Annotated in this window: 31 protein-coding genes and 1 pseudogene; 24 read left to right on the forward strand and 8 right to left on the reverse strand. The window is 37.9% G+C overall.

What is annotated here, in order from left to right; all coding sequences use genetic code 11:
• Positions 1 to 156 precede the first annotated feature (156 nt).
• From J7E77_RS31150 to J7E77_RS09490, 3 genes are all read left to right on the forward strand, one after another.
• On the forward strand, positions 157 to 291 hold the full coding sequence (locus J7E77_RS31150; RefSeq protein ID WP_285290518.1) for a hypothetical protein: 135 nt from the start codon (positions 157 to 159) through the stop codon (positions 289 to 291).
• 44 nt (positions 292 to 335) lie between these two features.
• Positions 336 to 482 carry a hypothetical protein gene (locus J7E77_RS09480; protein ID WP_214713706.1) on the forward strand — a complete coding sequence of 49 codons (147 nt, stop codon included), beginning with the start codon at positions 336 to 338 and terminating at the stop codon, positions 480 to 482.
• A gap of 82 nt (positions 483 to 564) precedes the next feature.
• On the forward strand, positions 565 to 1,011 hold the full coding sequence (locus J7E77_RS09490) for a redoxin domain-containing protein (RefSeq protein ID WP_251027059.1): 447 nt from the start codon (positions 565 to 567) through the stop codon (positions 1,009 to 1,011).
• Between the two features lie 52 nt (positions 1,012 to 1,063).
• Here J7E77_RS09490 and J7E77_RS09495 read toward each other — a convergent pair whose 3' ends face one another.
• The gene (locus J7E77_RS09495) at positions 1,064 to 1,651 is read right to left on the reverse strand and encodes a guanylate kinase (RefSeq protein WP_214713710.1); all 588 of its coding nucleotides are present in this window, start codon (positions 1,649 to 1,651) and stop codon (positions 1,064 to 1,066) included.
• A 306-nt stretch (positions 1,652 to 1,957) separates the two neighbouring features.
• Between J7E77_RS09495 and J7E77_RS09500 the strand changes: the two genes are divergently transcribed.
• From J7E77_RS09500 to J7E77_RS09530, 7 genes are all read left to right on the forward strand, one after another.
• Entirely contained in the window at positions 1,958 to 2,305 is a 348-nt protein-coding gene (locus J7E77_RS09500; RefSeq protein WP_214713712.1) for a lmo0954 family membrane protein, read from the forward strand.
• A 28-nt stretch (positions 2,306 to 2,333) separates the two neighbouring features.
• The gene (locus J7E77_RS09505) at positions 2,334 to 2,993 is read left to right on the forward strand and encodes a PspA/IM30 family protein (RefSeq protein WP_214713714.1); all 660 of its coding nucleotides are present in this window, start codon (positions 2,334 to 2,336) and stop codon (positions 2,991 to 2,993) included.
• A 130-nt stretch (positions 2,994 to 3,123) separates the two neighbouring features.
• A complete protein-coding gene (locus J7E77_RS09510) occupies positions 3,124 to 3,789 on the forward strand; it encodes an LbetaH domain-containing protein (protein ID WP_251028028.1) in 666 nt (221 codons plus the stop codon).
• 101 nt (positions 3,790 to 3,890) lie between these two features.
• Positions 3,891 to 5,060 (forward strand): DUF3800 domain-containing protein, encoded by a 1,170-nt coding sequence (locus tag J7E77_RS09515; RefSeq protein WP_214713718.1) that lies wholly within the window; start codon positions 3,891 to 3,893, stop codon positions 5,058 to 5,060.
• Between the two features lie 160 nt (positions 5,061 to 5,220).
• Positions 5,221 to 6,321: an FAD-dependent monooxygenase gene (locus J7E77_RS09520; RefSeq protein WP_214713720.1), complete on the forward strand. Its 1,101-nt coding sequence runs from the start codon at positions 5,221 to 5,223 to the stop codon at positions 6,319 to 6,321.
• 138 nt (positions 6,322 to 6,459) lie between these two features.
• A complete protein-coding gene (locus tag J7E77_RS09525; RefSeq protein WP_214713722.1) occupies positions 6,460 to 6,909 on the forward strand; it encodes an SgcJ/EcaC family oxidoreductase in 450 nt (149 codons plus the stop codon).
• 209 nt (positions 6,910 to 7,118) lie between these two features.
• Positions 7,119 to 8,120, forward strand: coding sequence for an LLM class flavin-dependent oxidoreductase (locus tag J7E77_RS09530; protein WP_214713724.1), 1,002 nt, complete (start codon positions 7,119 to 7,121; stop codon positions 8,118 to 8,120).
• Between the two features lie 162 nt (positions 8,121 to 8,282).
• Here J7E77_RS09530 and J7E77_RS09535 read toward each other — a convergent pair whose 3' ends face one another.
• The gene (locus J7E77_RS09535) at positions 8,283 to 8,429 is read right to left on the reverse strand and encodes a hypothetical protein (protein WP_214713726.1); all 147 of its coding nucleotides are present in this window, start codon (positions 8,427 to 8,429) and stop codon (positions 8,283 to 8,285) included.
• A gap of 137 nt (positions 8,430 to 8,566) precedes the next feature.
• Entirely contained in the window at positions 8,567 to 9,664 is a 1,098-nt protein-coding gene (gene serC, locus J7E77_RS09540; protein ID WP_214713728.1) for a 3-phosphoserine/phosphohydroxythreonine transaminase, read from the reverse strand.
• Between the two features lie 221 nt (positions 9,665 to 9,885).
• On the opposite strand from serC, the pseudogene J7E77_RS09545 reads away from it, so the two are divergent.
• The 9 genes and pseudogenes from J7E77_RS09545 to J7E77_RS09585 form a co-directional block, all read left to right on the forward strand.
• Positions 9,886 to 10,449, forward strand: a pseudogene (locus J7E77_RS09545) (ankyrin repeat domain-containing protein); the annotation flags it as partial.
• 739 nt (positions 10,450 to 11,188) lie between these two features.
• Positions 11,189 to 12,601, forward strand: a complete 1,413-nt coding sequence (locus tag J7E77_RS09550; protein ID WP_214713729.1) for an amino acid permease — start codon at positions 11,189 to 11,191, stop codon at positions 12,599 to 12,601.
• A 28-nt stretch (positions 12,602 to 12,629) separates the two neighbouring features.
• On the forward strand, positions 12,630 to 12,785 hold the full coding sequence (locus tag J7E77_RS09555; RefSeq protein WP_214713731.1) for a hypothetical protein: 156 nt from the start codon (positions 12,630 to 12,632) through the stop codon (positions 12,783 to 12,785).
• Positions 12,786 to 13,157: 372 nt separating this feature from the next.
• A complete protein-coding gene (pruA, locus tag J7E77_RS09560; RefSeq protein ID WP_214713733.1) occupies positions 13,158 to 14,726 on the forward strand; it encodes an L-glutamate gamma-semialdehyde dehydrogenase in 1,569 nt (522 codons plus the stop codon).
• Positions 14,727 to 14,804: 78 nt separating this feature from the next.
• The gene (locus J7E77_RS09565; RefSeq protein WP_214713735.1) at positions 14,805 to 15,719 is read left to right on the forward strand and encodes a proline dehydrogenase family protein; all 915 of its coding nucleotides are present in this window, start codon (positions 14,805 to 14,807) and stop codon (positions 15,717 to 15,719) included.
• 209 nt (positions 15,720 to 15,928) lie between these two features.
• Positions 15,929 to 16,444, forward strand: coding sequence for an acyl-CoA thioesterase (locus J7E77_RS09570; protein WP_214713738.1), 516 nt, complete (start codon positions 15,929 to 15,931; stop codon positions 16,442 to 16,444).
• 119 nt (positions 16,445 to 16,563) lie between these two features.
• A complete protein-coding gene (locus J7E77_RS09575; protein WP_214713739.1) occupies positions 16,564 to 17,862 on the forward strand; it encodes a Glu/Leu/Phe/Val family dehydrogenase in 1,299 nt (432 codons plus the stop codon).
• Between the two features lie 47 nt (positions 17,863 to 17,909).
• Positions 17,910 to 18,164: a biotin/lipoyl attachment domain-containing protein gene (locus J7E77_RS09580; RefSeq protein ID WP_214713742.1), complete on the forward strand. Its 255-nt coding sequence runs from the start codon at positions 17,910 to 17,912 to the stop codon at positions 18,162 to 18,164.
• Between the two features lie 77 nt (positions 18,165 to 18,241).
• Positions 18,242 to 18,400, forward strand: coding sequence for a hypothetical protein (locus J7E77_RS09585; RefSeq protein ID WP_214713744.1), 159 nt, complete (start codon positions 18,242 to 18,244; stop codon positions 18,398 to 18,400).
• A 108-nt stretch (positions 18,401 to 18,508) separates the two neighbouring features.
• Here the strand turns inward: J7E77_RS09585 and J7E77_RS09590 are convergent, their stop codons facing one another.
• Positions 18,509 to 19,855 carry an MFS transporter gene (locus J7E77_RS09590; protein ID WP_214713746.1) on the reverse strand — a complete coding sequence of 449 codons (1,347 nt, stop codon included), beginning with the start codon at positions 19,853 to 19,855 and terminating at the stop codon, positions 18,509 to 18,511.
• Positions 19,856 to 20,024: 169 nt separating this feature from the next.
• Between J7E77_RS09590 and J7E77_RS09595 the strand changes: the two genes are divergently transcribed.
• On the forward strand, positions 20,025 to 20,528 hold the full coding sequence (locus tag J7E77_RS09595; protein ID WP_214713748.1) for a hypothetical protein: 504 nt from the start codon (positions 20,025 to 20,027) through the stop codon (positions 20,526 to 20,528).
• A 136-nt stretch (positions 20,529 to 20,664) separates the two neighbouring features.
• Here J7E77_RS09595 and J7E77_RS09600 read toward each other — a convergent pair whose 3' ends face one another.
• On the reverse strand, positions 20,665 to 21,042 hold the full coding sequence (locus J7E77_RS09600) for a hypothetical protein (protein WP_214713750.1): 378 nt from the start codon (positions 21,040 to 21,042) through the stop codon (positions 20,665 to 20,667).
• A 135-nt stretch (positions 21,043 to 21,177) separates the two neighbouring features.
• Here J7E77_RS09600 and J7E77_RS09605 point away from each other — a divergent pair, with 135 nt between their 5' ends.
• A complete protein-coding gene (locus tag J7E77_RS09605) occupies positions 21,178 to 21,432 on the forward strand; it encodes a DUF1292 domain-containing protein (RefSeq protein WP_214713752.1) in 255 nt (84 codons plus the stop codon).
• Between the two features lie 61 nt (positions 21,433 to 21,493).
• On the opposite strand, the gene J7E77_RS09610 is transcribed toward J7E77_RS09605, so the two are convergent.
• Positions 21,494 to 21,730 carry a hypothetical protein gene (locus tag J7E77_RS09610; protein WP_168244628.1) on the reverse strand — a complete coding sequence of 79 codons (237 nt, stop codon included), beginning with the start codon at positions 21,728 to 21,730 and terminating at the stop codon, positions 21,494 to 21,496.
• Between the two features lie 177 nt (positions 21,731 to 21,907).
• Here J7E77_RS09610 and J7E77_RS09615 point away from each other — a divergent pair, with 177 nt between their 5' ends.
• Complete coding sequence (locus tag J7E77_RS09615) at positions 21,908 to 22,705, forward strand: MBL fold metallo-hydrolase (RefSeq protein ID WP_214713754.1); 798 nt, start codon at positions 21,908 to 21,910, stop codon at positions 22,703 to 22,705.
• A gap of 71 nt (positions 22,706 to 22,776) precedes the next feature.
• Here the strand turns inward: J7E77_RS09615 and J7E77_RS09620 are convergent, their stop codons facing one another.
• Together J7E77_RS09620 and J7E77_RS09625 are read right to left on the reverse strand one after the other, a co-directional pair.
• Entirely contained in the window at positions 22,777 to 23,697 is a 921-nt protein-coding gene (locus J7E77_RS09620; RefSeq protein ID WP_251026611.1) for a DMT family transporter, read from the reverse strand.
• Between the two features lie 257 nt (positions 23,698 to 23,954).
• Positions 23,955 to 24,092, reverse strand: coding sequence for a hypothetical protein (locus J7E77_RS09625; RefSeq protein WP_214713756.1), 138 nt, complete (start codon positions 24,090 to 24,092; stop codon positions 23,955 to 23,957).
• 161 nt (positions 24,093 to 24,253) lie between these two features.
• Here J7E77_RS09625 and J7E77_RS09630 point away from each other — a divergent pair, with 161 nt between their 5' ends.
• The gene (locus J7E77_RS09630) at positions 24,254 to 24,982 is read left to right on the forward strand and encodes a gamma-glutamyl-gamma-aminobutyrate hydrolase family protein (RefSeq protein ID WP_214713758.1); all 729 of its coding nucleotides are present in this window, start codon (positions 24,254 to 24,256) and stop codon (positions 24,980 to 24,982) included.
• 24 nt (positions 24,983 to 25,006) lie between these two features.
• A complete protein-coding gene (locus J7E77_RS09635; RefSeq protein WP_374102963.1) occupies positions 25,007 to 26,134 on the forward strand; it encodes a cysteine desulfurase family protein in 1,128 nt (375 codons plus the stop codon).
• Positions 26,135 to 26,220: the final 86 nt, after the last annotated feature.

Here is a 26,220-nt window from a genome sequence, read left to right on the forward strand (position 1 = left end):
CCTTAGTAAGGGGAAGGACCCCTTTTTTCGTTTGTCAGCAAGCAAACGGATTAGAAGGGATTATCTAAAACGAAGCTTTTTCCGTTATGTAAAAAATAACGAACGAATGAACCTACTAATAAGGTTCATAATAAGTAACAAAAAGGAGGGAGAAGTATGGACCAGAAGTATAATACGGATGATGATGCCAATATTGAATTAAAGAAGGCGTTAAGCAAAAGTCAACCCAGAAGTAATCCAAACATGAGTGAGGCAGAGCAGAAATTAAAAACTCAAAACAAGAAGAGCTAACGGACGATCATAGTGCATCGCCCCTTTAACTTGGAGGTGAGACAATGCCAAAGAATAATCCAATTGAATATACTGGGAAAGTTCTAGACCAGAGAAATGACCTTACTGGTCCAGATGAAGGGAAGGCTTCCTATCCAAAACGACCAAATCATGTTCCAATTCAGGACCCAGCCAGCAATAAAGGTAAATAATTTATGAGGGTAATGAACGGAATTTCTTAGTTAGACTAGAAAGGAGGAATAGATCTTGGAAGCGTCTTTGAATATTGGCGAGATGGCCCCAGACTTTTCATTATCGGCGACGACAACAGAAAAGATTGCCTTATCTGATTATCGAGGGAAGAAAAACATAGTTGTTGCCTTTTATGGAATGGATTTTACACCCGGCTGAATTAAGGAAATATCCTCTTGGAAAGAGGATTACAAACGATTCGAGCAATTAGATGCTGAAGTACTAGCTATTAGTGTGGATCATATCCACTCCCATAGAGTTTTTGCAGCGAGTATGGGAACCCTGCCATATCCTTTATTATCAGATTGGTTTAAACAAACGGTAAAAAGTTACTATGTACTTAACGAAAAAGGCGGAACGGCGATTCGTTCAGTCTTTGTGGTGGATAAAACTGGCGTGATAACCTACATAAACACCTCATTTAAAGCTGATAAAAAAGAAGATTATGAAGCGGTTTTTAATGAACTTGGAAAGTTAACAAACCAGTGAATTGAAATAAAGTCAGGCACCAACTTGGTGCCTGACACTTTATTATTTCTGATTAATCAGTAACTATGAAACCTCTTTCAAGGAAACCTTCAATGACTTCACTGATTTGGTAGGAAACTTGAGGCGAATCATAATTTTCAAAGGCATGTTCACAACTGTTTTTATAGTTCATGGTTTCATCATAATGGGCCATATGGCGGGCAATGTCTTGATCATTATCTTCGCGTTCCTTTTGTCTCTCAATAACCGTATCGCGGTCAGCATAAATGAAAAAGCGCATGACACGATCACCATACATCTGTTTTAATTTTTCTGTTCCCTCAGGATTTAATGTTAGGTAGACAAGGGTATGGGATTCAAATGCCTTAACAATATCCTCTTCGCGAATGCCATAGTGTATTCCATCGATGTCAACACTTTCAAGAAATTCCTGGTTCTCTTGCATTTTTTTGAATGTTTCATCGTTAATAAAATGGTAGTCTTCCCCATTTTTTTCGTAATGACGAGGAGAACGAGTCGTGTAAGAGAGCACAGTTTCCATATCAAACGCGGTCGCAACCATTTTGGCAACCGTTTTTCTCCCTGAACCATCTGGTCCTGTGTAAATGAATAGCTTTTCTTTATTTTTGATTTTATACATAGATAACCTCCTGAAAATGGATTATATAAAAAAGAATCTACCTGACGGCAAATGCTTTTTAGTATTACACCATAAAATGGTTGGATTGGGATAATTTAATTATAACAGATAGATAGCGAATGGAAAGTTTGACCTTTCTGATTTTTATTTGTGAAAAGCGTTGTTCCTTAAATATATTCAATACTAAGCAGTCCGATTGCATCTACGTCTTAAGTCTGAGGGGAAAATCAAGCTCAAGCGCAATTATGAAAAGGATTGAAAAAAGGTAAGATGAAATCAAGATAAAGAACGAAGGAGGTAAATAACATGAAAAAATTTGGTTTACTTTTAGCAGGAGGACTTGCAGCGGTCATCTTACTTAAAACAATTGGTCCGATTATAGGGTTACTCGTAAGTCTAGCGATTCTCTACTTCATTTATAAACAGTTTCTGAAGGCAGAATCAACTGGTTGGAAAATTGGGTTAATAATTATCGGCTTAATTGTCCTTTCAGCAACCATTCACCATATTCCAGCACTCATCGGAGTCGGAGCAGCTTATGTACTTTTCCTTGTTTATAAACTGTGGAATAAAAACAAAAAGCCGCCTGTGAACAAGGAATCCGATCCATTTGTAAATTTTGATAAACAATGGAATGAATTAAAAAAATATTAATTTAAAAGGGGAAAAGTGAACAAGAACAATGGCAAACTTATTAACTAAAATTAAAGATCTCATTATTGCTGATTTGAATGAAACGCGTCAACACAAAGAAAAACAAAATCCGATTGATTTGCTCAATCAATACCTTCGCCAATGTGAGCAGGAGACGGAGAAGGTTGGCAAGCTTATCGAACGTCAATCTAGCTTAAAGGCAGAATTTACAAGAGAATATCATCAAGCAACAGAGCGGGCAGAAAAAAGAAAGTACCAAGCAGAGATTGCTTTAAAAGCTGGAGAAACAGAGCTATATCAATTTGCATCAGCTGAGCATCAACAGTATTCAGAACGGGCCCAACGTCTAAATGCATCTCTTGCACAAGTAATTGAGCAGTTACGTGAATTAGAAAGAAAGCATGAAGAAATGAAGCAAAAGTTAAAGGATATGCATCTTCGCCGGATGGAATTAATGGGTCGGGAAAATGTAACACGGGCTAATATTAAAATAAATCAGGTATCAGAGTCAAATTCATATACGGACCAATTTTCATCAAAGTTTAAGGATATTGAAAACTATCTGGAACGATTAGAACACAAGGTGAACCATTCCTACTTTCAAAGTACAATTGATGCACGGATAGAGCAGTTAGAAAAAGAAAAAAGTGAACAGGATGATAATCCTGTAAACCTAACAAAAGAATAATGATAAAAGGGCAGTGATTTAGGAATCACTGTCTTTTATTTGGACCATTAAAAAAGGTATTTATTCAGAAAACCTACGTATATGTAGTATGAATAATGAAAAATCCCGTTATTTGAAAGGGGAATTTATTTTGAGGCATTATCTCAATAATTTAAATGGTCCTTTTAATATTTATAGTTACTTTGTAGGTTCGAATCCGGTAACTTCCGAAAATCCCACACCAATTTTTCCAAAAATAAATAAAACGGCATTTTTGAGCCCGTTCACCTATATTGTCGGCGACGTTACGATTCGGAATAATACGTATGTCAGTCCCTTCGTCAGTATCCGCGCAGATGAAGGGACGCCTTTCTTTATCGGAAGCAACTGTAATTTGCAGGACGGAGTAATCCTTCATGGTTTAAAAAACAAACATGTAGAGGTTAATAATAGGAAATATTCAGTCTATATCGGCGATGAGGTATCCTGTGCACACGGAGCATTGATCCATGGTCCCTGTCAGATTGATAAAAAGGTATTTATCGGTTTTAAGGCAATTGTTTATCATGCCCAGGTCGGAGAAGGAAGTTTCATCGCCTCGGGAGCAGTTGTTACAGGTGGAGTTACACTAAAGCCAGGCAGCTTTGTTCCACCAGGAGCTCATATTGATAATCAAAAAAAAGCCGATTCCTTATCAAATGTTCCTAAAAATGAACAGGAATTTGCCCATGAGGTACAGCGGGTGAATCAAGAATTTCCATCTGCTTATTCGTTTGTTTTTGGAAAAAATCGCTGTACTTGCGGTTTATCGTGCTAATCAATGAATTTTATAAGGGGAAAATTAACTTTTTGAAGGTTTTGAAACATATTTTGTAGAAATAAGTACCTAAAGGAAGAATTTTTGGGTGAGGTGGGAGAATGAACGATATCCAATTCGCGTTTATTGATGAATCTGGTGATTATAGTTTTGATTTTGAAAATAAAGATGTCTCGACCCACTTTATTATCGTTTCTATTCTAGCAAAAGAGTCAAATAAAGAGTTGTTAGAACAGGAAGTTGAAAAGGTGAGACAAAAATACTTTCAAACCGACGAAATGCATACTGATAAAATTAATAACCCTCATCTAAGAATTCAACTATTAAATGAACTGAAAGATTTACCGTTCAATATATATGCATATGTCGTCGATAAAAGAAAAATCAGAGAAGATAGCGGCATCACGTTTGAAAAGACGTTTATCAAATTTATGAATCGGTTAATCTATGATGACTTAAATCGAACGTTTGACCAACTGGATCTTGTGTTAGTGGAACAAGGAACGAAAGAATTCATGACTGAATTTAAAACCTATATAGCAGAAAAAAGTGTTCCAGATTTATTTAATTATTCCATCTTTGGATTTAATCACAGTAAATCCGAATTACTTCTTCAACTGGCCAATTTTATTGCTGGGACGATTGCAAAAGGTTATGATCAAACCCAGTACTCGGAACATTATCCGCTTTTTCATAAAATCATCAAAAAGAAAATCATCGCCATTAATTTATGGCCGCAAAGCTATAAAAACTATTTACATGATTACATATCAAGGAATCAGGACTCTCAATTTGATGAGGTTATTTTTAAACAATCAGTTAATTTAACCCTTCAATATCTTGAGAATAAAAAGAGTGAAGATGCGGATGAAAAAATTAGGATAGATTTACTCAAGTTCCTATTATTTAATTTGAGAGAAAATCCTAATGAATATGTCTATACTCAAGAAATTCTAGATAATCTAAATGCCATCCGAGTGAACAAAATAAATCACCATTACTTTAGATCGAACATCGTTTCAAAGCTTCGTGATAGCGGGCTGTTAATTGCCAGCAGCAATAAGGGATATAAACTGCCAGTTTGTTTAACAGACTTATATGATTTTGTTAATTTATCGAGCCTAACCATACACCCGATGATTCAAAGAATATCCAAGTGTCGAAATCAAGTTCTCCTTGCCACCAACAATGAAATTGATATTCTCGAAAACAACGAATATGAATATCTTAAAAAAATTATTGAATTGGAAAAATTAGCTGTTACTGAATAAAGGGTCAGTCCCCACAACATCAATAGATGTGCGGGACTGACCTTTTTTTAGATTGACTGAATACGACAAATTTGTTATTCTATAATTAACTTTTTTTCTTATAAGAAAACTTTTGAAGATAATTTATTTCAAAAATAAATATAACCAGAAGGTGAATAGATTGAAGCTGCAGGCAGATGTTTGTATTGTGGGTGGCGGACCAGCAGGGACATTACTAGGGTTTTTATTGGCTAAAAACGGTGTATCAACTATTTTAATAGAACGTTCTACTGGAGTTAATCGGAAATTTAGAGGTGAACATATAAATTCTGAAACAGAAGCCATTTTAAAAGCACATCAATTGTTTGAAAAGATAGAAGAGCTAGGAATACTTAAAATGAAAAAAGTTGAATTCTTTGCTGGTAAACATATCGTTCAAACAATTACCCCTTCAACCGATGAGGACCACGTAGGAATTCATGTTCCTCAAGTTCATTTACTGAGTGCAATCAACCAAGAATCAGAACAATATAAAAACTACCGTCTTCTTTATAACACAAAAGTAACGGAGTTAATGCAGGATGAGCATGGAGTCTATACTGGTGTAAAAGCGATAAGGGACAGTCAAGAAATAATGATCACAAGCTCGGTTGTCGTTGGTGCAGATGGCCGCTATTCGACAGTCAGAAAGCTTGCGAAGATACCAACGATCGAGATGACGCATGGATATGACGTATTGTGGGCCAAAATTCCCGCTCCTGCAGGATGGGAGCCAACAACAAGAATGGTACTTGTCAATGGACATCAGCTTGCCTTGTTCACACAGACGGGAGGATTCATCCAAATTGGCTGGAATATTGAAGAAGGATCCTTTCCTTCATTAAGAAAACAATCATTACAGCCATTTCTTGAACCATTGATCGAAAGCTTTCCGGAATTGAAAGAGTTGGTCTTACAGCATCTACGTACCTGGAATAACTTTGTTCCCTTAAAAGTGCAAAGCTCTCGTTCTGAAACATGGGTAAAGGACGGATTAATCATCATCGGAGATGCAGCGCACACAATGACTCCTACAGGTGCAATAGGCATTAATTGTGGGATGAAGGATGCACATGTTCTAGCGCCGATCTTAACCAAAGCGCTTTTGGAAAAAAACATAACTTCTCAGCGAATGAAAATATTTGAAGAGGCTCGGAAAACTGAAATCAAAGAACAGCAGGAAATGCAAATGAAACAAGAAGCGTCATTTTCGGAAAAATTTGCTCAGTTTGCACTAAATTAAATAATAGACCTTCACCTACATCTTTTAATGGAGTGGGAGAAGGTCCTTTTTTATTTGTGAGAGCCTGACCTCAAAGTTGAAAAGAAGGAATGGATTGTTTTACGATGATATCAAAGCCATGAGAGGAGTTATTAAATTATGATGAATTCTGATTCTAAAGAAGTACAAGCAGTTTATAAAAAGCTTTTAGATGCATGGAATGACCGGAGTGCTGAGGGAATGGCAGAATTATTTGCGGGTGATGGGGAGAATATTGGCTTTGATGGAAGTCAATCCATTGGCAGACAAGAAATATTTTCACATCTCAAGCCAATTTTTGAACACCATCATACGGCACGATTTGTAAGTAAAGTGAAGGATGTACGTTTTCTAAGTCCAGAGATCGCTATTTTGCGCGCAATAGCTGGAATGGTTCCACCAAAGCAATCAGATCTTAACCCCAATGGAAACACACATCATACGCTTGTAGTTATAAAAAGAAACGGGGATTGGCGTATTCAATTGTTTCAAAATACTCCTGCCCAGTTTCATGGCAGACCTGAATTAGTGGAAAAAATGACTTCAGAGCTGAGAGAGTTAATAAAATAAAGCTGCTTGTTCTGGTACTTATGTACATAAATGTCATTTTTTATAATTAATATAATAAAGTTTCGAAAAGGAAAGGGTGTCAGGCGCCATGTGAAAAATTCACATGGTGCCTGACACCCTTTCCCTGCTAAGCATTTATTTTTGATTTCTGCCTTCCTATTGTTACTATAGTAGTAATAGTAATCTCTATAGGGAAAGGACTAATATATATGGCAACAATTAATATACCTGTATCTGTTTTGAATTTAGCTCCGATCCGGAAGGGGCAGAGTCCCAGCCAAGCAATCGAGTCAATGGTCGACCTTGCGCAAGGGGTCGAGAAAATGGGCTATCAACGCTATTGGATCGCAGAACATCATAATACAGCTACCCTTGTCAGTTCAGCGACATCGATTTTAATTAAACATGTTTTGGAACATACAAATACGATTAAAGTAGGGTCTGGAGGGATCATGCTGCCGAATCACTCCCCGCTAGTAGTGGCTGAACAATTCGGTACTATGGCCACGATTTACCCAAATCGTGTTGACCTCGGTCTAGGCCGTGCACCTGGAACAGATATGATGACGGCAAGCGCGCTAAGACGATCGAAAAATGATCCAGTTTATACTTTCCCAAATGATGTCCAAGCCTTGCTTACTTATTTTGGCCCAGCAGAGCAGCAAAGCTATGTGAAAGCCTATCCTGGCGTTGACACGAATATTCCGATTTATATACTCGGTTCTTCCACTGATTCAGCGTATTTGGCGGCAAGCTTGGGTCTTCCTTATGTATTTGCGTCCCACTTTGCACCAAGATATATGGAAGAAGCAATCTCAATCTATCGGAGTCGTTTCCAGCCTTCTGAATATTTGGATAAACCAAATATGATGGTTTGTTTAAATGTTATTGCGGCCGAAACGGATGAGGAGGCACAATTTTTATCGACAACGATGCAGCAGTTTTTCCTAAATGTTGTTCGTGGTACACAAAATCCTCTACAACCACCTGTTGAAAACTTGGATGAGCTTTGGAGCCCAATGGAAAAAGAAATGGCGTCATCGAAGCAAAGTGTGACGTTGATAGGGAGCAAGGAAACAGTCCGCCAACAGTTGACTAAGTTCCAGGACTATTATCATGTCGATGAACTCATGGCCGTATCGTATATTTATGACACTGAAAAACAAAAACGTTCGTATGAAATATTAAAAGAAGTAGTTGACGGGAAGTAATATGAGGACTCAAAAAAGCCATCATTTAATTGATGGCTTTTTGTATGGAAGGAGGAAACAGTACCGATCAGGATAAGTGATCCTAATAATAATTAATTCCTTGATAAACGATATAGAAAATAGCAAGTGCAATTGCTGCGATCCAAACAAGAAAGATTGGATTTAACAAATAGGGATGCCTTTGAGTTTTTTCATTAATTGGGGTATCAAACTCATTATGACTAGTGCTGACCATTCTACCCGACCTAGGGAAACAAATAAACCGACAAGCAATATGACCCAGATCACGACAGCAACAATGAGATCCATTAAATAACCACCTTTTTTTCATTATTAAACGCAGTAAAATATTCATCAGCTTTTCGTTAGGGATACTTGTCAAATGGCAGAATACTATTTATGGATCATAAAAAAATCACCCTCCGAATATAAGAGGGTGAACATTTTTAGCTATTTGCCTTTTGGAATTGAATCATAAATTCACGGAATGCTGAGCATGCTTCAATTGGAACTGCATTGTATGCAGATACGCGGCATCCGCCAATGGAGCGATGACCGTTTACTCCAACAAAGCCTTCTTGTTTTGCTTGATCTAAGAATTTCTTTTCTAATTCTTCCGATTTTAAGTTAAAGGTAAGGTTCATGAGAGAACGACTGTCTGGTTCTGCATGACCAATGTAAAAACCATTACTTGTATCAATGGCATCGTAAATGAGGTTCGCTTTTTTCTCATTCAGTTCGGCGATGGCATCCAGTCCGCCCAATTCTCGAGCCCAGTTTAGGACCTCACCCAGCATGTAAATGCCAAAGGTTGGAGGGGTGTTATACAATGAATTGTTATTAGAATGTGTGCTGTATTTTAACATTGTCGGGATCGTAGTATTAGCTTGTTCAAGTAAATCCTTGCGAATAATGACAACAGTTACGCCTGATGGGCCAAGATTTTTCTGGGCACCTGCATAAATAAGGGCAAACTTGCTTACATCAATCGGCTTAGACAAAATATCACTCGACATGTCCGCAATTAATGGAATATCTCCTGTGTCTGGGAAATCCTTCCATTGTGTACCGTAAATCGTATTGTTAGAAGTCAAATGTACATAGGCGTCAGTTGGATTGTACTGCAGTTGATCAAGCTTTGGTATGCTTCGGTACTTACCTTCTTTCGTGGAAGCAATTTGGTAAATATCACCAAATAGTTTTGCCTCAGAGAAGGCTTTCTCTGACCAAGACCCTGTCATGACATAGCCAGCTTTTTTACCAGATTGTAGGAAATTCATTGGAATCATTGAGAATTGGAGACTAGCTCCCCCTTGTAAGAACAGCACTTCATGTGTATCTGGTATAGACAGTAGCTCCTTTAAGCTGCTAATCGCCTGGTTATGTACATCCTCATAGGCGCGGCTTCGGTGGCTAAGCTCCATGACTGACATCCCTGTACCGCGGAAATCAATCAGTTCTGCCTGAGCTTTTTCTAAAACAGAAATAGGTAATGCTGATGGACCTGCATTAAAATTATAGGCCCGGTGAACTTGTACTTTCATTTTTATCACTCCATTTTTTCTTTCCTTGACTATACCACACTTATAATATTCCGAAAATAAATTTAATTACGAAATATAATAATTATAGCGATATTTTTTTGTTATCTATTTTTTAGCGTTAAATTTTGCTTTGGTAGGCACTCCTATTATCGAACATTCTATTAATATTATTCGCTTTTTTGAATCATTTTTTTATTGCTGCATGCACATATAACGATGGGGATGAGCAGCAGTGGAATTTTTTATTTTTATTAGAACAGGGAATAGACATAAATAGCCAGGACCAACAAGGCAGGACTGCGGTGATGATGGTGACATATGCGAATGATTTAGAAACTGTCCAAATCTTGGTTGAAAACGGAGCGGATATAAATATACAAGACAATATAAAAAATGATCCGTTTCTTTATGCAGGGGCTGAAGGGTATTTAGATGTACTTAAGCTGACCATTAAGGCTGGAGCAGATCCAAAGCTTTTAAACAGATACGGTGGTACAGCGCTGATTCCAGCATCCGAGCACGGATATGTTGACGTTGTAAAAGAACTGCTTGAACATTCAGACATTGATGTGAATCATATTAATAATTTAGGCTGGACAGCATTAATCGAGGCAATTGTTCTTAGTGATAGCGGCAAAAAACAACAGGAAACGCTTGAACTCCTAAAAAAACATGGAGCAGATGTGAATATTCCTGATTCAGAAGGTGTAACACCTCTTGAACAGGCTAAAGCAAAAGACTTTGTGGGGATTGAAAATATTCTCCTATCTGCAGGTGTTAAATAATGATAATGGATAAGCTTCGGGGCCCATGTAAAAGATATAATCCCCAAAGAAAGCATGGGAATTGTTAGCAATACCCTGGGCTAAAGGGACAAAATACCCTCTCCAATAATTGTAGGGGGTTCTTTTTTTGATATATCCACATCTTTATTGACTTTTCTTAATTCTTCCCAAATTCAAGCCCTGATTTTCCAGGAAGATTTATATCTAGAAAAGCCAAATTGATATCAAGATTGAGGTTAATTCTATAAGCTTAAGTTCGAAGTTTAGGTTCGAAACGAATGTTCTTACTAGAAAGTTTAAGCGTCCTCATTACTAACTGTGATTTATGTGGAAATAGTTGATCTTTGAATTTTCTGTTTTATGCCTGTTATTTTATGTTAAAAAATATATAAACATAGTTTTTTTAAAAAACAACACTCAGTATAAACCTTAATAAAAATAAACAAAAGTGTATAACGTTAAACAAATAATTGACAACTATGAACACAGGTGTTTACAATGTGTTCATAGTTAATTGTCGAAATATTATGCATTTGAGGAATATAGGAAATAATGAATCTGGTATTCCTAAACTTGGGATTTTCGATCGCTTTATTTAATAAGTGAATCAGGCAAAAGGAAGTTAATAGCTTTTTGAATGTGTTGTTTAAGATTGAAAGGGTTTTCACGGTTTGTTTTTCCTATACTCAGGAAATTAAATTACTTTGGTTATTTTTGATATTTAGAGGAGGGGTAAAATATGAATCATCAACAAACGGAGTTAAATAAAGGGTTAAAAGTCCGTCATATTACCATGATTTCTTTGGGAGGAATCATTGGGGCTGGGTTATTTGTTGGGAGTGGATCCCTCATTAATATGGCAGGGCCAGCTTCTATCTTCGTCTATGCGATGGCGGGACTGCTTGTGGTTTTGGTCATGCGTATGCTGGGGGAAATGTCAATGGTTAACCCATCCAGCGGTTCTTTTTCCACGTATGCCCGGGAAGCGCTGGGCCCGTGGGCTGGCTATACAATCGGCTGGCTATACTGGTTTTTCTGGGTCATTGTCATTGCCGTTGAAGCAATCGCTGGAGCGAACATTATTCAATACTGGTTTCCCTCTTTGCCTTCTTGGTTAGTAAGCCTTGCCCTAACCTTATTATTGACTCTGACTAACCTATACTCCGTTAAATCGTTCGGCGAGTTCGAGTATTGGCTTTCTCTTATCAAAGTAGTAAGTATTGGCCTATTTTTGATTCTTGGAGGAGCTATTATATTCGGCTTCGTACCCAGTATCGAATCACCTGGGACTTCTAATCTTATACATAGAGGAGGATTTATCCCTAATGGAATCCATTCTATATTTTTGGGAGTCACTCTCGTTATGTTCTCTTTTATGGGGAGTGAAATTGTAGCAACTGCAGCAGCAGAAACACCGCATCCGGAAAAAGCCATTACTGTTGCGACAAACAGCGTTATTTATCGAATCATCATTTTTTATCTAGGTTCAATTTTAGTGCTGGTTACTATTCTCCCTTGGGATTCTCACACTCTGCTGAAAAATCCCTTTGTTTCCGTACTTGAGATGGTGAACATACCAGCTGCGGCTCATATAATGAATTTTATTGTTCTGACAGCCGTGCTTTCTTGCTTAAATTCTGGTCTTTACACCAGTTCCCGTATGTTGTTTGCACTGGCACAAAATGGTGATGCTCCCCGTGTGTTTTTAAAAGTCGATAAGAAGGGATTGCCAGTTCAGGCTATACTGGGGTGTACCGTTATTTCCTACATTAGTGTGGGATTCAATTACCTATCTCCTGATAAAATATTTCTCTTTTTAGTGAATGCTTCTGGAGGGGTAGCGCTTCTTGTTTATCTGGTGATTGCCTTCTCTCAACTGCGTATGAGAAGAAAATATGAAAAAGAAAACCCTGAAGCACTGAAAATAAGAATGTGGTTATTTCCTTACTTGACATATGCAACGATCATCACAATCGCTGGCGTTTTTGCAGCGATGCCGTTTATAGATTCACTTCGTTCACAATTCTTCTTAACACTGCTTATCGTTATATTTGTTGTCGGTTCTTTCTTTTTTACAAAGAATAAAAGATCAACTGGTTTATTAACGGAGAAAAAGGAGCAAATGTCTCTTCGTTATAAAGCTAAGGTTTAAAAATTATATTTTATTCGGAGGTATTTTTATGTGGGTAATCACTGTCTATCTAAATTCGAACAATATTACAATGTTTGAATTTGACACGAAAAAAGAAGCACTAGAAGCGTTCGAAAAAATCCAAGCCTGCAAAATTCTTTCGGAGGTTGTTTATTTTAGTGATTCCTGTTTAGCTGCGGTTTAAAGAATCTGTATCAAAATTTACTGTTTGCAAAAAACCTTCCAATTTCGTAAATTGGAGGTTTTTTTGTGTGCATCTGGTATTTCCAACGTTTTATTTTTGAAAAAGATTCTTCTTCAATTAAACATAATTGTTCATTTTAAATTTATTAATTAAACAATTATGTTTAATAAATAAAAATTTGAACATTTTTTTAAAAAAGGTGTACAAAATTGTTCAAATTATTTATAATGCATTTATACACAAATCGAAACATTGCATAGATTTTAAATTTTCCGACAATGGTAAAGGTGGCGATATTGCAGCAACACAAACTTTTTATGGAAAAATAGAAAAAGTTAAAAAATTACTATTATTCAAAAGGGAGAGAAAATCATGATAACAGAATATAAAAACACTTTTAAACCATATAAACATGAACCATTTACCGATTTTGCACTTGAAGAAAATAAAAGAGAATTTGAAAAAGCGTTAGAAAATGTACATTCAGAGCTAGGGAAAGAGTATCCACTTGTCATTGGAGAAGAATTTATCACAACGGATGAACAAATAGTATCTATTAATCCAGCGAATAAGGAAGAAGTCATTGGCCGAGTTTCCAAAGCTAATAAAGAATTAGCTGAAAAAGCGATGCAAGCAGCACTATCCACCTTCAATACATGGAAAAAGGAAGATCCAGAAGTACGAGCGAACATTTTATTCCGTGCAGCGGATATTATTCGTCGTCGCAAACATGAGTTCTCAGGTTATCTGGTTAAAGAGGCTGGAAAGCCATGGAAAGAAGCTGATGCAGATACAGCAGAAGCAATTGATTTTCTAGAGTTTTATGCTCGTCAAATGATGCAATTAAAAGACGGGGTACCTGTACAAAGTCGTGAAGGAGAAGTAAACAAATTTAATTATATTCCACTTGGTGTAGGTATCATTATTTCTCCATTTAACTTTCCATTAGCCATTATGGCAGGAACGGCAGCTGCAGCTATTGTAGCTGGAAATACCATTCTTTTAAAACCAGCAAATAATACGCCGGTAGTGGCAGCGAAATTCGTTGAAGTGATGAAAGAAGCAGGTCTTCCACAAGGTGTGCTTAACTACATTCCAGGAAGTGGCGCAGAAGTAGGCGATTATCTTGTTGATCATCCAAAAACTCGCTTTGTCTCTTTTACTGGTTCTCGTGAAATTGGCTGCCGTATTTATGAGCGTGCCGCAAAGGTACAACCAGGACAAATTTGGTTAAAGCGTGTCATTGCTGAAATGGGTGGAAAAGACACGGTCGTTGTAGATAAAGATGCAGATTTAGACTTAGCAGCGTCTTCTATCGTTTATTCTGGATTTGGATTCTCAGGGCAAAAATGTTCTGCTGGTTCTCGCGCAGTAATACATCAAGATGTGTATGAGGAAGTACTTGAAAAAGCAATAACCTTAACAAAGACGTTAACGTTGGGGAATCCAGAAGATGTAAATAACTATATGGGACCGGTTATTGATCAAGCTTCTTATAACAAAATTACAAAATATATCGAAATTGGAAAAGAAGAAGGCCGGTTGGTGGCAGGTGGAGAAGGGGACGATTCCAAAGGATTCTTTATTCAACCAACTATTATTGCTGATGTAGATGAAAAAGCACGTCTCATGCAGGAAGAAATTTTTGGACCTGTTGTAGCTTTCTGTAAAGCACGTGATTTCAATCATATGATGGAAATAGCGAACAACACAGACTACGGATTAACGGGTGCGTTACTTTCTAACAATCCTGATCACATTAAGCGTGCAAAAGAAGAATTTCATGTAGGGAACCTTTATTTCAATCGTGGTTGTACAGGAGCAATCGTTGGATATCATCCGTTTGGTGGGTTTAATATGTCGGGAACGGACTCCAAGGCAGGAGGCCCCGATTACCTTATTTTGCACATGCAAGCGAAAACAACTAGCGAAACACTTTAAGAATAGGTTGGGCAACTTTTTGGTTGCCCGCTATAAAATATATCATTCAAAAAGAGGAACATATCTGGGGGGATATAAATGTTGGCAGAGGTATCAAAAAATGTTTTTCTTCACGCTTCCCAAAGTAAAGCTTTAAATCAGGCAGCGAAAAAATGGGGTCTTCGGTTTGGCGCTTCTCAAGTTGTGGCGGGAGACACAATCGAGAGTGCCGTTAAAAAAGCCCAGGAATTAAATAAAAAAGGCTTGATTTGTACAATGGATCATTTAGGAGAATTCGTTTCAAGTAGAGAAGAAGCGTTAGAAGCAACAGAATATAACGTAAATACGTTAGAAGCCATCGCCAAAGCTGGAGTAACTAGTAATTTATCTGTGAAAATGACCCAGTTGGGGTTGGATATTGATCGGGATTTTTGCGTTAGTAACATGCGCCGTATTCTTGAGACAGCCAAAAAACACAATAATTTTGTCCGAATCGATATGGAAGATCACGCACATTGTCAAATCACTTTAGATATCCTGAGAGAACTGCGCCAAACCTATGATAATGTAGGAACCGTGATTCAAGCCTACTTGTACCGTGCTGAACAAGATGTGAAAGAATTAAAAGGAATTCCTCTGCGATTAGTCAAAGGAGCTTACAAGGAATCTCCAGAAGTCGCTTATCAAGAAAAAGAAGAGGTAGATCAAAATTATATGAGAATCATTGAAGAGCATTTGCTAAGCGGAAGTTATGCAGCGATTGCTTCCCATGATCATCATATTATTGCCAAAGTAAAAGAATTTGCTCAAAAACATAATATTCCACGTGATCAATTTGAATTTCAGATGTTATATGGATTTAGAACAGATATGCAGCTAAGTTTGGTTAAAGAAGGATATAAAATGCGTGTTTACATACCTTTCGGCAATGATTGGTTTGGGTATTTTATGCGCCGTTTAGCAGAAAGACCACAAAATGTAACCTTTGCTCTTAAGGGACTCTTCTCCAAGTAATTGTGGAACGTACAGGAAGGTGGGCCTATAAACTATCATTAGTAAAGTTAACCTGTTGCTAGACAACATAATTAGGTATCGAAGATGAAGAGAAAAAGACATTGTTTATTCTATATTGTTTTTCTCTTTTATTTTATTGGATTGTTGACATTTAATAAGAGGGTAACTTGATAGTTTGTGGGTCTAGAGTTTTTGGGGAGGAAGGGCGTATGGAAGCAAAATATTGTAGAGAATCACGGGTTATACGGACGAGCCGAGTATTTCCAAACGACGTAAACAATCACAATACGTTATTTGGCGGGCGATTAATGAGTGATTTGGACCAGGTTGCATCTGTTTCTGCAGCACGTCATAGCCGTAAGGAATGTGTAACCGTTTCAACAGATTCAGTTGACTTCCTAAATCCTATTAATACTACAGATTCGGTCTGTTTTGAATCATATGTGACTTGGACAGGCACAACGTCCATGGAGGTTTTTGTGAAAATCATTGCCGAAGACTTAAAAAGCGGTGATCGGAGAATAGCAGCAACTGCACTATTAACATTTGTCGCACTGGATCAACATAAACGTCCAACAGAAGTTCCACAAGTCATTCCGGAGACGGAAGAAGAGAGAAAACTACATGAAACCGCACCGGAAAGAGTGAGAATTCGTAAAGAAAGGAAACAACAGAGCAAAAAGTTGGCCTTGTTTTTAAAGTTACATCATCCTTTGAACCTATAATATTGAAAGGATAACTACCTTTTAGGGATAAGAACAAGAAACATAAAAACATAAAAACATAGATCGTCTTCACACAATGTTTCTAAAGCAGACAACTCATAATATAAGAGGTGTAGAGAATGAAAGCGACCGCTCTTGCTAATAGTGACCAAGTTAAAAAGCCAGACCATCAGAAAAGTGAAACGTTAGATTTATTAATTTCAACTCAGTCTATCATAAAAGAGGCGATTCAAAAGTTAGGATATAGCGATGATATGTATGAGTTGTTGAAAGAACCACTTAGAATCCTAACTGTACGTATTCCAGTTCGAATGGATGATGGTTCCATTAAAATTTTTACTGGCTACCGTTCTCAACATAATGACGCAGTTGGTCCTACAAAAGGGGGAATACGTTTTCATCCAGAAGTCAGTGAGGACGAAGTAAAAGCTTTGTCCATGTGGATGAGTTTAAAATGCGGAATTTTTAATCTTCCTTATGGTGGGGGAAAAGGCGGAATTATATGCGATCCTCGTAGCATGTCTCTTCGAGAGTTAGAACGTCTAAGCAGGGGATATGTACGTGCCGTTAGTCAAATTGTTGGACCAACGAAAGATATTCCCGCACCAGATGTATTTACTAATCCGCAAATTATGGCCTGGATGATGGATGAGTATAGCCGTATCCAAGAATTTGATTCACCAGGATTTATTACTGGAAAGCCGATTGTACTAGGTGGTTCGCAAGGGCGTGAAACAGCTACAGCTACAGGAGTCAGCATTTGTATCGAAGAGGCAGCAAAAAGAAAAGAGATTCCATTAAAGGGTGCGCGCGTGATTATCCAAGGATTTGGAAATGCAGGAAGTTACCTTGCAAAATTTATGCAAGAGGCAGGGGCAAAAGTAATTGGTATTTCTGATGCATATGGGGCGCTGTATAACCCGGATGGGCTTGATATTAATTATTTGCTTGATCGACGCGATAGCTTTGGCACCATAACTAATTTATTCACAAACGTCATTACAAATCAGGAATTACTTGAAAAAGAATGTGAAATTCTTGTTCCGGCTGCCATTTCCAATCAAATTACAAGTGAAAATGCACGTAATATTCAAGCTGAAATTGTTGTCGAAGCTGCAAACGGGCCAACAACGCTTGAAGCGACTAAAATACTAGCAGAGCGTAACATATTACTTGTACCGGATGTACTTGCTAGTTCAGGTGGCGTAACCGTTTCATATTTTGAGTGGGTACAAAATAACCAAGGTTTTTATTGGACAGAAGAAGAAGTATCCCATAGGTTACACCATAAAATAGTTGAGTCTTTTGAAAGTGTTTTCTCTACAGCACAAAGATACCAAGTAGATATGCGTTTGGCTGCATATATGGTTGGAATAAGAAGGATGGCAGAAGCATCTCGTTTTCGTGGCTGGTTATAAGTTTTTAATTTTATTTAAATTATATGTGTGAAAGAGAGGATTAAAAATTGAAAGAAGTTATAGAACCTATCTATAGTCCTTGTTGCGGAAAAATCGAGACCCTATTTGTTAGCCAAAATTCTTATGTGTATGAGTGGGAAAAGTTGATGTTAATTCATACACCCGATAACCATAAAGTTGAGGTAAGGGCTGGTGTAAGTGGTCATATAGTTTCACTAGAAGTAATAGAAAAGCAAAGTATTACCAATGATACTTTGTTAGTAAAGGTAAAAGATGATCTATTAATCACAGGAAGTGAATGATAATAGAATTTAGCAGCTCCTGTTCTCAAAACATATAGTACCATCAGTTGTAAATAAGATACAAAGGGGTTAATAGTTTGAGAGAAAAAACTGTCATTTATCTTGGAAAAGAATACACACTGTTTTACCAGTATGATTCAGGGTATTGTGAGATTATGGGAAGGGACACGGCTATAGACAACGTAAAATTAGTGCATTTCTCGGAACTCGAACATGAAAATTTAAAAAAAGGGTAGGCAAAATTTAATCTGTACCCTTGTAAAGGACATTTTAAAAAAAGAGGCTACGCTGCCTTAAGAAGGTGATCTCTGTTATTGAACAGGGATCATCTTTTTTAAATCCGACTAGTACCTATAGTGGTTGTAGTTCATGGTTTGATTGCTACGAGACCAGATCACAACAGGGATTAGAAGTAGGGAAAGGATCCCTCCAGCAATTGAAAGTCCAGCGTAGCTAGTTTGTGCGACCACCATTCCGGAAAGCGCTCCCCCGGATGCCCCAGCCAAAGCGATCAAAACATCTACAGTTCCCTGCGTTTTAGCCCGGGTGGAGGGGGATGTTGAATCAACGATCAGTGCCGTGCCGCTAATTAACCCAAAGTTCCAGCCAAGCCCGAGCAAAACTAGTGCGATGATAAGAACCAACAGGGAATCAGCAGGGGCACTGCCAGCAAGAATGCCTGCAGCAAGCAGAGTGGCACCAGATGCGATGGCCATTTTAGTTCGGCCTAACTTATCTACGAGAATACCTGTTATGAGAGAGGGAAGGTACATGGCACCTATATGGAAGCCGATTACCATTCCGACTTCTCTCAGACCATGCCCATGATGTTTCATGTATACAGGTGTCATTGTCATTATGGATGTCATGACAATCTGAGTTAAAACCATAATTGTCGCTGCCACAACGATTCCTCGTTTATTGTTTGCTAGATTGCTAGATTGCTTCTCTAAAGGGTTACTACTACTGGTTCGCTGACCAACTGCAATGGCTTCTGCAACAATCAGAGGATCTGGGCGCAAGAAAGCTAAAAGGATTAAACCAGCAAGGATAAAGGCAGTCGCGCCAAGAATGAATGGACCGGCTAGAGCAGGGACACCGATTGATGTGGCAAATTGACCCATTACATCGACCAAGTTCGGTCCCGCTACAGCTCCGAATGTGGTTGATACCATGGCAATGCTGACGGATGTTGCTCGCTGTGCAGGTTTTGCTAAGTCGGTTCCGGCATAGCGTGCTTGTAAGTTTGAAGCTGAGCCTGCACCATAGACCAGGAGCGAGGCAAAAAGGAGAAAGATATTACTTGTGATGGCTGAAACGATTACTCCAATCGCACCTATACCGCCGGTCAAGAACCCGCCCGCAAGTCCTATTCGGCGTCCAAATCGTTGCGAGACTCGACCGATAAGCAGAGCTGCCCCAGCAGAACCCAACGTTAATAACGCTGCTGGAATCCCTGCATAACTATCCGTCCCTAACATATCTTGGGCAAGAAGTGCTCCTACAGTTATTCCTGCAGCAAGTCCTGCCCCTCCAAAAATTTGTGACATGACAACAATCAGTAATGTCCGTCGATATAACTTTTCCTGCTTTTCTGGTGAATCTATGTAACTCTTCAACCAATCTGGTTTTGAATTAACTGGGTTATGTGACACTTTAAAACCTCTTTCTGAAGGAAAACCCTTCTTCATTTTGATTTTTATTTTAACAATAAATAATAGCAGTTTATATAGAAAAATGTCGAAAAATTCAATATTTGTTCATATAAAGTGGGCTGTTATGGAGATTTTTTATGATAGGATAATAGTGGTTGTATTACTATATGTTTACAGCTAATAAATTAGAAAAAGGAGTTAGAAAATGGGACTGGATATGTATTTATTTTCTTTACCTAAGATCACTGGAATGGATTATGATGAAATCGTTTTAGCAAGTGCACAAATGAGTAAGCATAAAGCAGATCAGGATGAAATCTATGAAAGGCTAAAGCCGCATATTAAGCATTTTAAGGAATATGATTCCTCATGGTCGAGTATTTATGAAGAAGTTGCGTACTGGCGAAAGGCCAATCAAATTCACAATTGGTTTGTCGAAACGCTCCATAACGGGGAAGATGACCCTCTTTTCACACAAGAAGTCACAAAGGAAAATTTGCTGGACCTAAATAACTTATGTCTTCAAGTTCTAAAGGAAAAGGAACCTCCTTATAATATTTTACCAACAAGACCTGGTTGTTTTTTTGGTAACCTCTCTTATGATTCCTATTATTACAGGGAAATTGAAGAGACCCAAGCCTTATTAGCAGCCCTCATTAAACACTTCAATTTTGAAACCCACTATTTGTTGTACCAATGTTCTTGGTAAACCCGCTAACAACCACTATAACTTAACCTTTCAACTCACAAAACTAATATTCAATGACACATCACCCAATCAATAAGTTCATGGAAAGTTGGAGTTACTATTTTTATTGATAACGAAATGAGGAAATCCTATTGGTTTATTTTATATACTCTGCATCATAAGAATTTTCGCCGGCATGAACAGACAGCAAGGTATCAGCGTAGCCAACGAGTCTATTTACCACCTCGTCTGCGACCGCATAGACAAGAGGGTGGACATCTGGTTGAAATAGAGCAGGATCGTCTATAATCAATGTGGTATTTATAAAAATGTCTCGATTTCCGTAAAGATCATAATGAACAATGGCTTTCCCAGCAGCTCCACCTGTTCGAGGATCTTGATAGCCAGGCAAAAAAACATACCACTCTTCAGCTGTGGCTGAGCGAAAATTTTTGGTAAAAGTCATGCCATTTATCACATGCTCAATTTCTTGTTGCATCTGCGGTGTGACTACCTCAATAATTTTTTCTGTCATAATAGTCCCCCCTTTTTACAGTTTGTTATATTAATTTCCCCAATTTCGTATTGAGTAGTAACAATATTTTTCCACTGAACTTTTTGATGGTAGAGGGAACAATATTTCTGAGTACTTTTGTTGAGGTGAGAGACGATGAAGCATGATGAACCACGTGATTATATAACAATTGAAGATGGCCACGGGAATCTTAAAGAATTTGCTGTTGAAGCCTTGTTTGATATGGAGGACGAGTCCTATGCGCTACTAAATGCAGAGGATGAAACCATCGTAATGAAGATTGAGGGTGAGGAAGGTAACCAAGACTTAGTAGGTATAAATGACCCTTCCGAAAGTGAAGCGATATTGGCTGCATACCAAATCGCCGTGGAACATGCTCCGGCAGAATAAAAATATAACGCAGCGAAAGGTACCACCGGATAATAGCGGGGTTTTTTCGCTGCGTTTTTTATCAATAGTAATTAAAGCCAAGATAGATGATATAAATAATGATAGCTGCAATGGCGATAATCCAAACAAGAAACACTGGATTCAGTAAATAAGGATGTCTTTGAGTTTTTTCATTGATTTGCGTATCAAATTCACCTGATCTAGTACTGACCATTCTTCCAGTCCCTAACGTAAAAATTAAACCGCCAATCAATACTAACAATGCAATACCAGACAAAATGAGATGCCAATTACTCATTTATATAACCACCTTTTTTTCATATAATTTGAAAAAAAGTAGAGAAATATGCATTTATCTTTTGATAAGTAGGTTTAAATTTCATCAGGATAACATGATTGATTATTCATTCATTTTTCGATACAGTTAAATAGAGTATTTTGAAAATTCGAAAAAGAAAGGTGTGCATAATCGATAATGTTAAACGTATTAACGAATGAGGACGTATTTTGTATAGAAGGAAATGTTCAACAGTCGGGACTCAAATTAGGCACGGTTTATTCTTTTTTGGTAGACGGAATGCTAATTGATACAGGGCCCCAGTGTCTTGAAACAGAGCTTATCCCTATTTATGAGAATCTTAACTTTGAGATAGTAACATTGACACATAGTCATGAAGACCATTCTGGTTTAGCCCCATGGATTCAGAAGCAAAAAAAAATTCCAATCTATTTACATCCAAAAGGTATTAGTATCTGTAATGAGCCTTATCCCTATCCTAAGTACCGCAAGCTTACCTGGGGAAAGCGGACGCCGTTTCAACCCTTGCCGCTTGAGGACGTGATTCAATCTCGTAGTCAAGAATGGAAAGTCATCTATACGCCAGGACATGCCGATGACCATGTCTCTTTTTTTCATGAAGAATCTGGCCGATTATTTTCAGGTGATTTATTCGTAACACCGAAAACGAAGGTCATTATGGACAGCGAATCCATTCCGGTTATTATCGATTCGATTCGCAGGCTGCTCAGCTTTGACTTTCAAGCCCTGTTTTGCTGTCATGCTGGTTATATTAAGGATGGAAAAAGTATGATGAAGCAAAAATTAGATTATCTTGAGAATCTTTCCGGTGAAGTGGGAAATTTCCACAAGCAAGGTCGCTCGATTGATGAAATTACTCAAATGCTTTTCCCGAAAAAATATCCAATCATTTCTTTTTCCGAAGGACAATGGGATTCTCGGCATATCGTCTCTTCCATTGTTTCATCTTTTTAAGGTGTGAAATTAATAAAAATAAAAAGAAAACGGCGGTGATTAGCTAAATCACTGCCGTTTTGACCTTTAAGTCATGCTGCTTGTAATTTTCTTCTAAATAGTTTCGTGTTGGTTCCAATATATACCCCAGTTAAAACAAAGGCGGCACCTATTCCTTGAGCCAATGTAAAGGTCTCACCTAAAAAGAAGGTAGCCATCAAGACAGCTGATAACGGCATCACATTAATAAAGATAGAAGCCTTTGCAGCACCAACCTCTTTTATGCCGTAATAGTACATGATAAATGAAACAACTGTTACAAATATGCTCATATGCGAAATGGCGATCCAGGTTGAAACACTAGCGTTTTGTACTTCGTGCCAGGATGTTTCCGCATATGCGAACGGAAATAAAAATATGGTACCAAAAGCAACAGCATAAGTAGTGGATTCCACTGCGCTGAATTTTTTTAAAACGACTTTACCAACCACACTGTACAATGCCCAGCTTATTACCGCACCTAGTAAAACAAAGTCGATCGTCTCAAAACCGTATTGGAACAGTGAGAGTAGGTGACCATCGGTAATAATGAAGGTAACCCCAGTAAGGGCAATCACCATTCCAATCACATGGTTTTTGGTGATTGTTTCTTTTAAAAATAATCCTGATAAAAGGACGATCAGTACTGGGTTTGAGGCAATAAATAAGGAACTCTTAATAACCGGTGCATGTTTGGTAGCTATAAAAAAACAAATATTATAAATTGCAATGCCTGTTAATCCAAGTACGGCAAATAATCCATAATCTTTGAGAGTTGGCCTCTTTCGATTTTTTTCCATCAACCACATAAGCGGAAACAATAGAATAGCAGCCCCCAAAAAACGTAAAAAAGCAACGGTTGCTGGTTCAAAGTCTTTTACGGCGACTTTACCAGCAAGAAACGCACTTCCCCATGTAGCCGTGGCAAAAAATAACATCCCATAAATAAGCCATAGCTTTTTATTCTTATTCATCCAATCCCCTACAATCTATTTCAATTTAATAAATAGATTTTAACATCTTTTTCGGATTTCGAAATAATTTTTAATAAAATATTTAAATAATTTAATCAATTAAAAAAATCATACAACTTTTTAAGCATTAGGCTGTGTTTAAGGTCATTGTTGATTTTATAGCCAAGTTGATTGGAGCGGAAATCAACAGCCTAGTTTAACACATCTACGCATTAAAAAAGCTGGTTAAGGAGTTTTTCCTTTTCCAGCTTTATCTTTTAAGTTAGATTTTTTAATTCTGATAAATGAACCAATTGTACATTATGAACACTTTCTATTTCTTTAATCTCGCAGTATCCAGTATCGTACGTGTAAAGGATAATATATTTCTTTCCATTGTAAAGAACATGCTCCATAGTATCTCCATCCTTTGATCATGTTAATATTATTGTATATTTGCAATACAGATTAATATATGAAGTTCATTTTAAGATTATGTAAATTTTTTCACTGCTGTATTGAAAAGTTATTGTGTTAAGATAGCAATATTAGTGTCAAAGTCATAGGGGGAAGAAAGATGAACAGAAAACCAATTATCGGCATAACGGGTGCCTATGTTAAACATAACGACTATATGGAAGGTGTTTATGTGCACCATGATTACCATAAAAGTGTTGTCGCCAATGGTGGGATTCCTATTATCCTTCCATATATTAACCCCGAAATTTCTTTAGAAACGCTTGGTTTATGTGATGGAATTATCCTAAGCGGGGGAGAGGACGTCGATCCTAAACTTTTTAATCAGGATCCACATCACCACTTAGGTCCAACTACACCAGAGCGGGACTTGGCAGAGATAGCGATTGTTAAATATGCGCTTGAGAACGATATTCCCCTTCTTGCGATTTGTAGAGGTGTGCAAATTTTGAATGTCGCTTTGGGAGGAACATTAATTCAGGATATCCCGAGTCAAGTCATTGAACCAATCCAACACTCTCAGAAGATTGATAGAAGTCAAGATACCCATTGGGTGACCATCTCCAAAAATAGTAGATTGTTTGAAATAGTAGGATCTGATCGTATCCGAGTGAATAGTCTTCATCATCAAGCAATCGGTGAGGTAGCCAGCGATCTTCGTATCGTTGCACAATCATCCGATGGAATCGTTGAAGCAGTAGAATATAGCCATCCAACCACATTTACTGTGGGTGTTCAGTGGCATCCTGAATCCATGGCAAGTACAAACGCTGAGATGAATAATTTGTTCTTAGAATTTATTAAAAACAGTGCGAAGGTCATGGTTTAATCATCGGTTTAGAAGTGGAAGGGAATGAATCAATCGATGGAAAAAATTTATCTTGATTACAATGCCAGCACACCTATGGCTCCTGAAGTAGTAGAGTCCATGAAACCGTTGCTAGATGATTTTTATGGGAATCCATCCGCCTTACATTGGGCGGGGAGACCAGTAAAAGAATTATTACATAGTGCCCGAAAACAGGTTGCTGAGTTAATTGGTTGTTCCTCTAGTGAGCTTATTTTCACAAGTGGGGGCAGCGAAGCCAATAACCTTGCATTAAAAGGTTTTTATTTTAAAAATCGGCATAAAGGGAACCATATCATTACTTCTAAAATTGAACATCCTGCGATCATGAATCCATGCAAATTCCTCGAACAAATTGGGGCAAAGGTCACATATGTAGACGTGGATCGGACTGGGAAAGTTACACTAGAAGAAATAGAAAAGGCGATCACTAAGGAAACGATCCTGATTTCGATTATGCATTCCAATAATGAAACAGGTACCTTACAGCCAATCAAAGCGATCGGGGATATAGCTAAAGAGTATGGGATAGCTTTTCATACGGATGCTTCTCAATCGGTTGGAAAAGTCCCGGTTAATGTGGATGATTTGAAGGTAGATATGCTCACGATTGCCGGCCATAAACTCTATGCTCCGAAAGGAATTGGAGCATTCTATATACGAGAGGGAATCGAATTGGAACCACTCATACATGGGGCTGGGCATGAGTTTGGCCTGCGTGCCGGCACGGAAAATACTTTACTAGCAGTGGGATTAGGAATAGCTAGTGAAATTGCTAAACAACAGGTAGGAAATCGTAGCATAAAAGATTTGACCGACTATTTTTGGCAGCAATTACAGGATGCGTTTGGAGACCAGGTAGTATTGAATGGACACCCTGAGGAACGTCTGCCCAATACTTTAAATGTAAGTTTTGTAAGAAAAATCGGTCAAGACTTGTTGTCAGCCATCCCATATTTAGCGGCTTCAACTGGATCAGCCTGTCATGCCGGCAGCATTGAATTATCACCGGTATTAAAAGAGATGGATGTTCCTGAAGAGGTGGGGATGGGTGCGATCCGCTTTAGCTTAGGCAGGTTTACGACGAAAGATGAGATTGATCAAGTAATGGAATCGTTAAAAGGAATATTGTAATTTCTTCGGTCAGGGACTAACTATTCGCGGTTAGTCTTTTTTCTCTGTGATTAAAGGTTCCTATCTTTGCATAAGCATTAAGAATC

The organism is Bacillus sp. ISL-77 (assembly GCF_018613105.1).